We start from the raw sequence: 12684 nt of genomic DNA on the forward strand, positions 1-12684 counted from the left end.
GGTCGCCCGCCTCGAACCGGCCCGCGCTCCCGGACGGGCGCCTCGCCCCACACGCCAGCCGTGACGCGTCGAGGACGGACATCCCACCTCGCACGCCAGCCGTGGCGCGTCGAGGACGGGCGCCTCGCCTCGCGCACGCCACCCCGCGCACGCCAGCCATAACGCGTCGGGACGGGCACCTCACCTCGCACGCCGCGGTCGACGCACCCGGCTGCTGGTCGAGCACGAGGTCTACGACGGCTGAGCCCGGCCCTTCTGCACCTTGCACGCGATGCGGAAGATCCGCTGGATCTCCGAGCGCTTGGCCGGGTGCTGGAAGCACACCGCGTCGACCGCGTCCCTGCGCCGCCACCACGACAGGTCCGGCGCGATCAGCCGGGTGAGCCGGACGAGCTCGGCCGCCTTCACGGCGTCCCACCGGGCGTGCAGTGCCAGCTCCCCCAGGTGTTCGAGCACGTAACCGCCGAACTCCTCGTCCGCGAGCACGTGCTTGAGCAGGTCCCTGACCTGCTTCGGGAACGCGCGGCCGAACTCGACGAAGTACTCGTGGCGGGTCCGGTAGATCCCGGAGACCCAGAGCCCCAGCACGAGGGAGATCGGCTGCAGGCCGGTGCGCCGGTAACGCCCCGCGGTCCAGGACACCACCGTGTCGAGCGCGATCCCGCGGATGTCCTCCTCCACGAGCATCGCCAGCACGGCGAGGACCACCTCGCGCTGCGGTGTGTACTGCTCGGACTTGCCGATCTCGGTCAGCTTCGCGAGCGCGGTGGTGAGGTCCCGGCGGCCGAACGCGGACGAGTACACCCGAGCCGCCGTCGACTTCTGGTAGGCGCTGTCGGACCTGACCCACTTCTCCAGCGCCTTCTCGGCGAGCGGCTGGACCACGACGTCGTCCATCAGCACCTCCAACGCCCGCGCCGCCAGCCCGCGGCGGCCGTAGTGCCGTTGCAGGGCGAGGTTCTCGACGATCGCCAGCGGCTCGTGGGCCGGAACGGTCCGCACCACCTCGCACACGGCCTGGGCACTCTCCTCTTTGAACCGGTCGAGCGCGGCGTCCGCGGACATCCAGTCGCGCAGGACCTGGTGGGCCGCCGGGTACTGGCGCCACATGTGCTTGAACACGCCGCGCGCCCAGTCGTGGCGTTCGAACCGGACCGTCTCCTCGAACATGTCCTTGTGCTTCGGGTGGGCGCGAACCTCGGTCGTCGCCCTGATCTCCCGCAGCAGCTGGTCCTTGGGCTTGTGGAGCACGCAGCACGGCCGCAACCTGCGGCCCTCGGCGAGCCGCGCCTTCCTGATGTCCATGTCCAGCGCCCAGGCCCGGTCCATGACGTGCTCGTAGGGCTGGTTCTCCAGCACAGCGACCGCGAACGAGTAGGCGTGCGCACGGACGTCCAGCTCCTCGAACCACCGCGCGACGGCCGCGGTGACCTCCTCCCGCAGCGACGCGAGCGCCTCCGCGACGGGCAGGCCTTCCTCGTGGATCTGCACGGCGAGATCCGCTGCGCGCACGGCCTTGTCCGGCGAGGCGCCGTCCAGCGCGGGAGCCAGCTCGTCCTTGAGCGTCTGCATCTCCGCCTCGCCGGCGTGCCCGCGCCGGCGCAGCTCCGCCTGCGCGACCTCGACCGGTGCCGGTGCGGTGAGCAGGACGGCGTCCTTCGCCGCACCGGCGGGTACCTGGCCGAGGTGGTCCAGCAGGACCACGAGGTGGCAGCCCGCGTCCTTCAGGACGTCGCGGCACTGGGAGAAGTCCTGGTCGGTGAACGGCCGGTCGCGGCTGTCCCGGACGTCCAGCACGACACCGGTGCCCGGTTCCAGCTCGGTGGCCCGCAGGGTGCCCAGCGTGCGGGACCGGTTCATGTCGGCGATCCGCGCGACCCGCAGCTCGTAGGCCAGCAACCGGCGGGCGGCGAACGTGCGCCCGGTGCCCGGACCGCACAGGACGACGACGTTGTCCCTGCGCAGCGCGGCGAGTGCCGACGCGAAGCCTCCCGGCGGCACGAACTCGCGCTGCACGTCCTCGATGTCTTGAGGCGCCGCGTAGCGCACGATGAGATCGGCTTGTGGCTTGATGATGGCGGCGTAGTAGTTGACGTCGCCGGCCACGTCCCCGGTCTGCATCCCGTGCATGTCGCCGTGCGAGACGTTCGACATGCGCCGGACGTCGTCCGGTGACAGCGGCGCGGCGTCGGCCGGTACTTCCTCCGCGGCCGGCTGCGGCTGGTCCTTCTTCTCCTCGCTCACGGCCGGTGCCCCGCGTACAGCGTGACCCCGCCGTGGATGTCGCCCGCCTGCACCCCGTGGTTGGTGCCGTGCACCGTGTTCACCACCCGCGCCGCGCTCTCCGGCGGCGCGGGCGTGGTGGTCAGCGCGGTCAGTGCGCGCGGGTCGAAGCCGGGCACGCGCACCCACGCGGTGTGCCGGTACTCCTTGTTGGCCACCGGGAGCGGGCCGAACTCGGCGCGCCGGGCCAGGCGGGTGTGGTTGCCGCTGAAGGCGGTGTCGAGGGCTTCCGCGGAGACGATGAGGCCGGTGTTGGCGGTCTCCTCGCCGCCCTCTTCGCGGCAGCGGGTGAGCAGGGCCTTGAACTCCCTGGCGTCCAGGAGCCGGGTGTGGGTGATCCTGGCCTGGTAGAAGCCGCCGTCCGCACCGACCGGACCGGTGTGGACGGCCGCGCGCAGGCGGACCTCCGGCTTGCGCCAGCGGTTGTGCTCGGTGGTGAGCTGGTCGAGGTGAGCGGCCGCGTCGACGGCGGCGCCCAGCAGCTCGCTCGGCAGGACGAGCAGGGCGCCGTCGCCGGGTGACTCGACGGCGAGCACGTCCGACCGGTCGATGCCCGCGGCCGAGAGGGCGGCGTGCAGCAGCTCCGAGACGGTGGTGGGGACTGCCGCCAGCAGGTGGGGCGGCAGCTGTGCCGAGCCGATGACGTCGACACCGAGCAAGGTGCGGTGCTGGGGAACGGGGTTCAACTCACTGCCTCCGAGGTGCTCGCGCCCGAACTGAGCTGTCGAGTCTGGCGGCTCGCGGCGGTGGCCATCCCCGGAAAACCGGGACAACAAGTTGTCAGTTCCCGCGGTCCGCTTTGGCAATGAAATGTCCCAGCCGGTCCGGGTCCGGCAGCCAGAACCGCAGCCGGCCGGTGTGCAGCAGACCCTCGGACCGCAGTGCCTTCAACGTCTCCTGGACGTGCTGCACCGACGCCGCGACCGCCTGGGACAGCTCGTCCTGGCTCAGTCCGCGCAGCTCCAGACCTCCGCCGTCGACCTCCTCGCCGAACGCCAGGGCCCACCGCAGCAGGCAGAGCGCCACCCGCTCCGGCACCGGCCGCACGAGCAGCCGCTGGAGCTCGTCCGCGTTGCGCTGGCGGTCGCGTCACGTCTGGTCGACCAGGCGCTGCACGTCCGGGTTCGTCGCCCGCAGCGCCACGAACCGGCTGCCGGCCACGTGCCACGCCGAGCCTGCGGCGAGCGCGATCACGTGGGCGCTGCGCGGGACGCCGCCGGTGACGCCCAGCTCGCCGAGCAGGTCGCCGCGGCCGAACAGGCCGGTGATCGGCTCCCGGTCGCCCGCCGTCGGCAGCACGACCTTGACCAGGCCCGAGTCGAGCAGCAGCACCTCGTCGCTGCGCTCACCCGCGTTGATCAGGTGCTCGCCCGCGGCGAACGGCCGCAGCGCACCCGCGGTGCGCAACGCGCCGCGTCCGCGGGCTGCCGAGGGATCCGCCACGGTCGTCCATCGTGCCCGGCTTAATCCGTTGGAGTCCATACGACCGGCTGCCATGATTCCGCGATGCAGCCGCAAGCCTTCGTCGTCTGGGCGCACAGCAGCCCCGGCTGGGACGCCGCCCGCGTCCAGGCGTGGCGGGACACCGTGCACGCGTTCGCGCAGCTGCTGCACCGCCTCGGCGTGGACGCCGACCTCGACCTGTTCAACCAGCACCTGCCCGTCGACTGGTCCACGTACTGCCTGCAGCGCATGGAGGACGCGGACCGGATCGTGGTCGCTGTGTCGGCGGGGTGGCGGCTCGCGTTCCGCGGTGACAGCCCCATGAGCGCCGGTGCCGAGTACGAGCTCAAGCACCTGCGCGGCATGCTCATGCGCAAGCCCGAGGAGTTCAAGCGCAAGGTCGTCGTCGCGGTGCTGCCGGGCGCGAGCGTCGACGACATCCCGTTCGCGCTGAACTGCGTGCCGCACTTCCGCGTCGACCCCTCGGTGCCGTCGACCGCCGTGGAGCTGGAGCACGTCCTGCACGGGCGGCCGATGTACCGCAGGCCGCGCGCGGAGCCGCGGGTCCGCGAGCTGGCGCGGGCAGGTGATCCCGGCGTGGCCGCGGAGCTGCTCGGCACCACCGTGTTCCTGCCCGACCCTGGGGAGCCGGGGCTGGTCACCACGAGCGTCGACGGCTACGAGAAGGCAGTGCTCGTGTTCACCGGGCTCGACCGGCTCGTGGCCTACCGGCGGGCGAAGGAGCTGCCGTGGGAGGACCGGTGGCTGGAGGTCGAGGGCGCGGAGCTGCTGCCGTTCGTGGCGTCGGCGCGGCTCGCGGTCGTGGTCGACGCGGGCGCCGCGGAGGAGGAGACCGTCTTCCTGTCCAGTTCGGACGTCGGCGCGCTCATCAGGTAACAGGTTGGTATCGTTCAGCGTCAAACTTCCGGTGTGGAGGGTGCCGTGCGGGGGTTCGAGGTCGACCCGGCCGAGCTGAGAGCGCTCACCGGACCGCTCGCGAGGGCGGTCGAGCAGGTCGCGGAGCAGGCGGTCCACCCGGACGGCGAGGTGGACGGGCGGCGCGGTGAGCTGTTCGCGGCGCTGAGCAGGTTCCGCGGTGCGGCCGGCCACGCGACCGGCGTGCTGGGCGGCGACGCCGACGAGACCGTGCACCGGCTGAGGGACACCGCTCGGTTGTACGAGCAGGTGGACACCCCGCCGGCGTGACGCTCCCCGACGAGTTCCACTCCCTGCGGACCGTCCAGGAGTGGCTGAGGCGGATGCGCGACGAGAGCGCATCGGCCGCGGCCGCGCACGCCGCCGCGACGGCACCGGCGTGGCGCGGGGCGGCGAGCGAGGCGTTCGACGACTACCGGCACCGGGCGCGGATGAGGTGGCTCGACACGTCCGAGGCGTTCGGGTCCGCGCACGACGCCGTCGAGGCCTACCTGCACACGGTTGCCGAGGTCGTGCGGCTCGGCCTGGGCGCCGACGGCGAGCTGCTCGACCGGCTCGACCAGCAGCGGGCCGGGGAGGAACGGCTGGCGGTCCGCGCGGTCGACCGGGCCGCGGAGGAGCTGTGGAACGTCCGGTCGGAGCTGCCGGTGCTGGTCGCGCCGCCGTTCGTCCCGCTGGTGCCGCGCCCGGCCGTACCACCACCACCCGTGCCCGCCGCTCCGGAGCCCGCCGCCCAGCCGGGGCCGGCGAGGTCGCGTGCCGCGGACTTCATGGCGAAACCGCACGTGGAGGGGGTCCTGACCTCGCTCGCCCTGGCCGCGCGGTACCGGCACTGGCTGCGCAGCAACTGAGCGGCGATTCCACACCGCAGGTCGTGGCACGTGACGCTTCCGAGTCGCAAACCGGCTCCAACCGTGATGAGCCGCCGTTCAACGGACAAGGCCGCGGACACGTCCTAGAGGGCAGAAGAGCGCATTTCTCGCGAGGTCCGGCCAGGTGCGGGAGGTGCAACGCAGTGGACGCGATTTTGGTTGCTGTGGCGTCGGCCGCACACCGATCACGCACCGTAGGCTGAATCGGCACCTAGGCTGGGGATGATCGCGGAAGGGGTGGTTCGAGTCGTGGGGCTCGCGGAGTCCTTGCTCACGTGGCTGCACGGTTTCGTGGGCGCCAGCGTCTGCCCCGGTGACTGGGTGTGGACCACGACGGCGCTCGGTGCCGTTCTCGGCCTTTTCCCCACCGTGGCCGCGTTGCTCGCCATCGCGGTGCGCCGGGTGGTCGGCAACTCCTACGGCGCCGTGACGGGCGCCGTCTTCGCCGTGCTCGGCGTCGCCGGCACGCTGGTGCTGCCGTGGCTGATCCTGCGCGGCACCGTGCAGGGCCTCGGTCAGCGCACGATCGCCGGGTCCGACTCGCTCGACCAGGCGACCTGCTTCGGACAGTTCTCCCAGGGCGCCTACCTCGTCGACGGCACGCCGTCGATCCTCGGCGTGTTCCGCGCGCCGGGCGACGAGTGGCTGTTCCTGGTCGCCGCCGGAATCACGATCGTGCTCGGCCTGCTGTGCCTGCTGTTCGTCATGCTGCAGGCCGGGTCGGCGTTCCGGCTCGGGCCCAACTGGCCGCGCCGGGTGTTCTGGCCGCCGTTCCTGGTGCTCCTCGCGTCCACGTCGGCACTGCCCGTGACGCTGGTGGGGCACGTCCTGCTCGGGTTCTTCCCGATCGCGGTGATCGGGTCGATCGTCGTGCGCATCTTCGGGTTGACTACCGCCATGCTGAATCGCCCCGGCCGTGACCGGTCCCAGGACCGCAACGCGAACCAGGCGCCACCCCAGCCGGTGGCGCGCAACACCGCGCAGCAGCCCTCTCAGCAGCCCCAGCTGCCGCAGAAGAAGGCGGCGACCAAGCCGATCACGGCCGCCCAGCAGCAGCCGCCGCCCTACCAGCCGGCACAGGTGCCGAAGTACCAGCCGGCGCCGATGAACCGGCCGATGCGCCCGGTGAACCAGCCGCCGCCCCCGCCGCAGCAGTACCCGCCGACGCGGGTGGCCGAGGTGCTCCAGCAGCCGTCCCAGGCGAACCCGCAGCCACCGCAGCCGTCCCGGCCCGCGGTGCTCGCGGACACCCCCGGTCCGCTGCCGTTCGGCCCCGGCGCCGCGAACGCGGAGTCGCCCGCACCGGTGCAGAAGTCGGGCAAGGTGTGGAACCCCGGCAACGGCCGGTTCCGCCGCGTCCGCCAGCTCGGCTCCGGCGGCTTCGGCACGGTCTGGCTCGCCGTCGACGAACAGCTCGACCGCACCGTCGCCGTGAAGCTCGCGCACGCCCCGGACAACGACACCGAGCAGCGCATGCTCCGCGAGGCCCGCGCACTGGCCGCGGTCCGCCACCCGAACTGCGTGCGGGTGTTCGACATCGTCCAGGACCCGGACGGCCTCGCGCTGGTGATGGAGTACATCGAGGGCGCGTCGCTGTCCGAGACGGTCATGAAGAACGGCCTGATCGACGACAAGCTGGCGGCCCGGCTGTGGCTGAACATGGCCGACGCCCTCACCTCCGCCCACACCCGCGGCGTCCTGCACCGCGACGTGAAGCCGTCCAACGTCATCGTCGACGTCCAGGGCACCGCCCACCTGATCGACTTCGGCATCGCCCGCTCCAAGGGCGACAGCACCCTCACCGCCACCGGCATGATGGTCGGCACCCCCGACTTCCTCGCGCCGGAGACGGCACGCGGTGAGGCCGCGTCCCCCGCCTCGGACTCGTGGCAGCTCGCCGCCACCGTGTCCTACGCCCTCACCGGCCATCCGCCGCGCGGCTCCCGCGAGAACCCGATCTCCTCGCTGATGGCCGCCGCCCAGGGCGAACCGGTGACGAAGCTGCCGCAGAACAGCGCCCACGCGCGGCTGCTGCTGGCGGCGATGGACCCGGAACCGGGCCGCCGCCCGACGCTGGCGCAGGTGCGCGGCGAGATGGCGCAGTTCCTGGAACGGGCCGGGATGAGCAAGGAGGGGCCGGTCACGAAGTTCATCAGCAAGCCGGGACCGCCGCCGACGAAGCACATGCCGATGTAGGCGAACCGGGTGAACCCCTCGCGGGGCGGTAACGGTTGTTTCGTCGCCAACGACCTAGGCGGTGGTCCACCCGCGAAGCCCCGGCATCGGAGCACCACCGCGATGCCCCGCGAAGAGTGGTGAGGCGGTTTCCGCCGATCGCCTCACCACTCACCCGCGCACCGGCCGCGACCGCTCAGCGCCAGCTGGGCAGCCACAGCTGCTGCTGCCACATCTCCGGCGTGATCGGGTTGCCGTTGAGGATCGGCCACAGCCACACGAAGTTCGCCACCACGATGCCGACGTACAGCGCCACGACCAGCAGACCGGTGCCGCGGCGTTCGGAGCCCGCGCGCGCACGGCCGAGGACCTCGCCCAGCGCCAGCACGATCAGCAGCACCAGGAACGGTGCCATCGGCGTGACGTAGAAGAAGTACATCTGCCGGTCGAGGTTGAGGAACCACGGCAGCAGGCCCGCCAGGTAGCCGACGAGCACGCCGGCGTAGCGCCAGTCCAGGCTGCCGACGGCCCGCCAGATCGCCCAGCCGATCGCCGGGAACGCCACCCACCACAGCGCCGGGGTGCCGATCAGCATGATCGCGCCGAGGCACGAGGCCTGGCCGCAGCCGGTCACCGAGTTGTCGTAGTAGTAGAGCATCGGGCGCAGGCCCATCGGCCACGTCCACGGCTTCGACTCCCACGGGTGCCGGTTGGTCTCCGAGGTGACCAGCTCGACGTGGAACTTGTAGACGTTCTTCGCGTTGTACCAGAGCGACTGGAGCACGTCCGGGACGTAGCTGATGTCCTGCACCTTCGTGCCGACCACGTGCCGGTCGATGCCGGTCTCGCTGGCCATCCACGGGAACCACGTCACCAGGTACACCAGGACCGGGATCGCGACCAGACCGCCCAGCGAGGGCAGGACGTCCTTCGCGATCGACCCGAGCCACGGCTCCTCGACGCCGGCCGCCCGCCGCGCCAATGCGGTCCAGACGACCGTCAGCAGGCCGAACGCCGCGATGTACCAGATGCCCGACCACTTGATGCCGCACGCCAGGCCGAGCATCACGCCCGCGCCGAAGCGCCACCAGCGGAAGCCCAGCCACGGGCCGAAGGCCGAGTTCGTCACGAAACCCTCGCGCACGGCGACCGCGAGCCGTTCCCGCACCTGTTCGCGGTCCACGACCAGGCAGCCGAACGCGGCGACCACGAACAGCGCCAGGAAGATGTCGAGCATGCCCATCCGGGACTGGACGTGCGAGACGCCGTCCGCGATGAGCAGCACGCCCGCCAGCGCGCCCAGCAGGTCCGAGCGGGTCAGGCGGCGGGCGATCCGCACGATCAGCAGGATCGTGATCGCGCCCGCCAGTGCGGAGGCGAACCGCCAGCCGATGCCGTCGTAGCCGAAGAGAGCCTGGCCGATGGCCATGAGCTGCTTGGCGAGCGGCGGGTGGACGATCAGCTCGTAGCCGGGGTTGTCCTCGTAGCCGCCGTTGCGCAGCACCTGCGCCGCCTGCGGCACGTAGTGCTTCTCGTCGAAGATCGGCGTGCCCTTGTCCGTCGGGTACCCGACGTTCCAGAACCGCACGACCGCGCCGATCAGCGTCACGGCGATCGTGACCAGCCACCCGCGCAACCGGTTGCCGTGCGGAGGTGGGTCGAGGGCCGCCGCGCGGTCCGTCCGCGGTTCCTCCGCGACGGCGGCGGGCGCCTCTCCTGGCTGCACGAGGACTGTCACGTCGCCGATCGTAGGGTGAACCACGTGAGTCCTGTATCCGGTTCAGGCCGTCTGGTCCTCGCCGCTACTCCGCTCGGCGACATCCGCGACGCCTCCGCGCGCCTGGTGGAGGCGTTGGCGACGGCGGACGTCATCGCCGCGGAGGACACCCGCAGACTGCACAGCCTCGCGGCGGCACTGCAGGTCAAACCCTCCGGGCGGGTGATCAGCTTCTACGACCAGGTCGAGCAGGCGCGCCTGCCGGGGCTCCTCGAGTCGCTGCACGGCGGCGAGACCGTGCTGCTCGTGACGGACGCCGGCATGCCGTCGGTGTCCGATCCCGGCTACCGGCTCGTCGCCGCGTGTGTCGAGCAGGACATCACCGTCACGTGCCTGCCGGGGCCGTCCGCGGTCACGACGGCGCTGGCGCTGTCCGGGCTGCCGAGCGACCGGTTCGCGTTCGACGGGTTCCCGCCGCGCAAGTCCGGTGAGCGCAAGCGCTGGTTCGCCCCGTTGGCCACCGAGCAGCGCACCGTCGTCTTCTTCGAGGCCCCGCACCGGCTCGCGGACACGCTCCAGGACGCCGTCGAGGTGCTCGGGCCCGGCCGCCGTGCCGCCGTGTGCCGCGAGCTCACGAAGAAGTACGAGGAGGTCGTGCGCGGGTCGCTGGCCGAGCTCGCCGAGTGGGCCGTGGACGGCGCACGCGGCGAGATCACCGTGGTGCTCGGCCCCGCTCCCGTGGCGGACACGCCGGACCTCGACACGCTCGTCGCCGAGGTCAGGCAGCGCGTCGCAGACGGGGAGCGGATGAAGTCGGCCGCCGCCGAGGTCGCGGAGGCGGCCGGGATCAGCAAGAAGACGCTCTACGACGCGGCGGTCAGGTCAAGCTGACCTGCCTTTTCAGGGGAACGCGGGACTCCCGCGTTCCCCTGGGGGAAACGCGGGGCCCCCGCGTGCCTCAAGCTGACTCCCGGTTGAACGTGCGGATGCCGTAGAGCACGCCGGCCACGACCAGCAGCGCGACCGAGATCAGCCCGTACGTCACCGTGCCGGGGTTGAAGATCGACCGCTCGGCGTCCACGACGTGCGCCAGCGGGTTGACCCGCGACAGCCAGTAGAGCCACTGCGGGCCGTTCGACATGGGCAGCAGCACGCCGCTCAACAGCATCAACGGCACGATGGACGCCGACAGCACGGACGCGAAGACGTACTCCAGCTTCACCTTCAACGCGATCGCGTACGACACCGAGCCGATCGCGACGCCGAGCAACGCCACCAGCCCGAGGCCGAGCAGCACCTGCCCCGCCGACGCCCGGAAGCCGAACAGCATCGCGGCCAGCATGATCAGCAGGCTCTGCACGACCAGCAGCACCACGTCCTTGCCGACCCGCCCGACGAGCAGCGCGACCCGGCTGACCGGGGTGACCCGCAGGCGTTCCATCACGCCCGTGCGCACCTCCGGCAGCAGCGAGAAGCCCGCGTAGGCCGTGCCGAACAACGCCATCTGCACCAGCAGGCCCGGCACGAACCACTGCCAGCCGCCCTCGCCCAGCAACGGCCCGAAGAGCCCGAGGTAGAGCAACGGCTGGGCGATGCCGAAGACCACCGCCACGGGGTTGCGCAGCACGGGCAGCATCACCCGCCAGAACACGAGCCAGGTGTCACGCAGCATTGCTGTCCTCCCGCAGTGAGCGGCCGGTCATGGTCAGGAACACGTCGTCGAGCGTCGGCCGGTGCACCTGGACGGAGTGCAGCTCGACACCGATGTTGTCGAGGTCCTTCAGCAACGACGGCAGCGCGCGGTCGCCGTTCGGGATGCGGAAGCTGACCTTCTCGCCGTCCACGGCGGCGTCGGCGAACTTGGTCGCGACCAGCGCGGCCTGCGGCGTGCCGAGCACGACCAGGTCGCCGGAGACGCGGTGCTTCAGCTCGTCCGGCGACCCCTCGGCGACGATCGCGCCCTGGTCGATGACGAGCAGCCGGTCGCTGAGGTGGTCGGCCTCGTCGAGGTAGTGGGTGGTCAGGAAGACCGTCACGCCGTCGGCCCTGAGCTGCCGGATGTGGTCCCACAGGTTGCGGCGGCTCTGCGGGTCGAGCGCGGTGGACGGTTCGTCGAGGAACAGCAGCCGCGGGTCGTGCAGCATGCCCATCGCGAGGTCGAGCCTGCGCTGCTGGCCGCCCGAGAGCGTGCCTACGCCGCGCTGCTCCAGCCCGGTCAGGTCGAACCGTTCGAGCAGGCCGGCGACCTTCCTGCGGGCGTCGTGCCGGGAGAGGCCGTAGAACCGGGCCTGGAGCTCCAGCTCGTCGGCGACCCGCTGGTCCAGGCCCGCGCCGGGCTTCTGGCCGACGTAGCCGATGTTGCGGCGCACGCCCGCCGGGTCGGTGAGCAGGTCGTGTCCGGCGACGAGCGCTTCGCCCGCCGTGGGCCGCAGCAGCGTCGTGAGCATGCGCAGCGTCGTCGACTTGCCGGCGCCGTTGGGTCCGAGGAACCCGACGAGCTCGCCCTCGGCGACGTCGATGTCGACGCCGCGCACCGCGTCCACCGGACCGGCCTTCGTGGTGAAGCGGCGTGCGAGGCCGCGTGCCTTGATCATGCCGGAACCCCCTCTAGTCAAGTTTGACCAGAGGCTAGTCGGGACTATTCAAGTTTGACTAGTCCCGAAGTTCGTACGCACCGGCCTCCAGGCGTTCGATCAGCTCCCGAGTCCACCGGACCTGACCTTCGAGGTGGACGAGCCACAGTCGAAACAGCTCGCTGACGTGCGCCGGCTTGCCCATCTCCGGCATCGAGGTGATGCCGTGCCGGGTCGGGGTGAGCTGCCCCTCCAGGCCTGCGAGGCGGTTCTTCAGCAGCACGACGGCCTGCTTGCGCGGGACGAGGGTGAGCATCGCGACGCCCGCGGACACCTCGTCGTTGCCGGCGGCCGGGTTCGCGAGCGCGTGCGCGAGGAGGTCGTCCAGCTCGTGCTCACCGGACGGCGTGATCCGGTAGGAGGTGCGGGCGGGGCCCTCGCGGGACTCGGTGCCGACCGGTTCCAGCAGTCCGTCCTTGGCCAGCGACTTCAGCGCGTGGTAGATCGAACCTGGCTGCACGTTCGCCCAAGACTCCGCAGACCACGACTGCAGCTCACGGCGCACCTGGTAGCCGTGCGCCTCGCCGACGAGCTTGACCACGCCGAGCACCAGCATCCTGGTCGCGGACAAACCGACCTCCCATGCAGTGAAAAGCGGCTGGCACCGCCTCCGTAGGCTATGCAC

General features: G+C 71.6%; 13 protein-coding genes. 5 read left to right on the plus strand and 8 right to left on the minus strand.

Annotated elements, in window-relative coordinates:
- Positions 1-231 precede the first annotated feature (231 nt).
- From AB0A63_RS05960 to AB0A63_RS05975, 4 genes are all read right to left on the minus strand, one after another.
- Entirely contained in the window at positions 232-2244 is a 2013-nt protein-coding gene (locus AB0A63_RS05960; RefSeq protein WP_360385811.1) for a hypothetical protein, read from the minus strand.
- A complete protein-coding gene (locus AB0A63_RS05965) occupies positions 2241-2969 on the minus strand; it encodes a hypothetical protein (protein WP_360385813.1) in 729 nt (242 codons plus the stop codon). The genes AB0A63_RS05960 and AB0A63_RS05965 overlap by 4 nt, the downstream gene beginning before the upstream one ends.
- A gap of 94 nt (positions 2970-3063) precedes the next feature.
- Positions 3064-3321, minus strand: a complete 258-nt coding sequence (locus AB0A63_RS05970) for a helix-turn-helix domain-containing protein (RefSeq protein ID WP_360385815.1) — start codon at positions 3319-3321, stop codon at positions 3064-3066.
- Positions 3322-3372: 51 nt separating this feature from the next.
- A complete protein-coding gene (locus AB0A63_RS05975) occupies positions 3373-3726 on the minus strand; it encodes a cyclic nucleotide-binding domain-containing protein (protein ID WP_360385817.1) in 354 nt (117 codons plus the stop codon).
- A 63-nt stretch (positions 3727-3789) separates the two neighbouring features.
- Here AB0A63_RS05975 and AB0A63_RS05980 point away from each other — a divergent pair, with 63 nt between their 5' ends.
- From AB0A63_RS05980 to AB0A63_RS05995, 4 genes are all read left to right on the plus strand, one after another.
- A complete protein-coding gene (locus tag AB0A63_RS05980; protein ID WP_360385819.1) occupies positions 3790-4623 on the plus strand; it encodes a hypothetical protein in 834 nt (277 codons plus the stop codon).
- A gap of 45 nt (positions 4624-4668) precedes the next feature.
- Positions 4669-4932 (plus strand): hypothetical protein, encoded by a 264-nt coding sequence (locus tag AB0A63_RS05985; protein WP_360385821.1) that lies wholly within the window; start codon positions 4669-4671, stop codon positions 4930-4932.
- Positions 4929-5513: a hypothetical protein gene (locus tag AB0A63_RS05990; protein WP_360385823.1), complete on the plus strand. Its 585-nt coding sequence runs from the start codon at positions 4929-4931 to the stop codon at positions 5511-5513. Before AB0A63_RS05985 ends, AB0A63_RS05990 begins: the two co-directional genes overlap by 4 nt.
- Before the next feature lie 243 nt (positions 5514-5756).
- Positions 5757-7730: a serine/threonine-protein kinase gene (locus AB0A63_RS05995; protein ID WP_360385825.1), complete on the plus strand. Its 1974-nt coding sequence runs from the start codon at positions 5757-5759 to the stop codon at positions 7728-7730.
- A 175-nt stretch (positions 7731-7905) separates the two neighbouring features.
- On the opposite strand, the gene AB0A63_RS06000 is transcribed toward AB0A63_RS05995, so the two are convergent.
- Positions 7906-9447 carry a phospholipid carrier-dependent glycosyltransferase gene (locus AB0A63_RS06000; RefSeq protein ID WP_360385827.1) on the minus strand — a complete coding sequence of 514 codons (1542 nt, stop codon included), beginning with the start codon at positions 9445-9447 and terminating at the stop codon, positions 7906-7908.
- A gap of 24 nt (positions 9448-9471) precedes the next feature.
- Between AB0A63_RS06000 and rsmI the strand changes: the two genes are divergently transcribed.
- The gene (rsmI, locus tag AB0A63_RS06005) at positions 9472-10317 is read left to right on the plus strand and encodes a 16S rRNA (cytidine(1402)-2'-O)-methyltransferase (RefSeq protein WP_360385829.1); all 846 of its coding nucleotides are present in this window, start codon (positions 9472-9474) and stop codon (positions 10315-10317) included.
- Between the two features lie 67 nt (positions 10318-10384).
- Here the strand turns inward: rsmI and AB0A63_RS06010 are convergent, their stop codons facing one another.
- Genes AB0A63_RS06010 through AB0A63_RS06020 form a run of 3 tightly spaced genes read right to left on the minus strand, consistent with a single transcriptional unit; the run spans position 10385 to position 12630 of the window.
- Complete coding sequence (locus AB0A63_RS06010; RefSeq protein ID WP_360385831.1) at positions 10385-11098, minus strand: ABC transporter permease; 714 nt, start codon at positions 11096-11098, stop codon at positions 10385-10387.
- Entirely contained in the window at positions 11088-12020 is a 933-nt protein-coding gene (locus AB0A63_RS06015; protein ID WP_360385833.1) for an ATP-binding cassette domain-containing protein, read from the minus strand. The genes AB0A63_RS06010 and AB0A63_RS06015 overlap by 11 nt, the downstream gene beginning before the upstream one ends.
- 58 nt (positions 12021-12078) lie before the next feature.
- Positions 12079-12630 carry a PadR family transcriptional regulator gene (locus tag AB0A63_RS06020; protein ID WP_360385835.1) on the minus strand — a complete coding sequence of 184 codons (552 nt, stop codon included), beginning with the start codon at positions 12628-12630 and terminating at the stop codon, positions 12079-12081.
- Between the last annotated feature and the right edge of the window lie 54 nt (positions 12631-12684).

Source organism: Lentzea sp. NPDC042327, from assembly GCF_040647275.1.
In the GTDB taxonomy this organism is placed as follows: domain Bacteria; phylum Actinomycetota; class Actinomycetes; order Mycobacteriales; family Pseudonocardiaceae; genus Lentzea.

Excerpts from the sequence above, each read along its gene's own strand:
- AB0A63_RS05980 (WP_360385819.1), top strand. The coding sequence starts at position 3,790 with ATGCAGCCGCAAGCCTTCGTCGTCTGGGCGCACAGCAGCCCCGGCTGG.
- AB0A63_RS05995 (WP_360385825.1), top strand. The coding sequence starts at position 5,757 with ATGATCGCGGAAGGGGTGGTTCGAGTCGTGGGGCTCGCGGAGTCCTTG.
- AB0A63_RS06010 (WP_360385831.1), bottom strand. The coding sequence starts at position 11,098 with ATGCTGCGTGACACCTGGCTCGTGTTCTGGCGGGTGATGCTGCCCGTG.
- AB0A63_RS06015 (WP_360385833.1), bottom strand. The coding sequence starts at position 12,020 with ATGATCAAGGCACGCGGCCTCGCACGCCGCTTCACCACGAAGGCCGGT.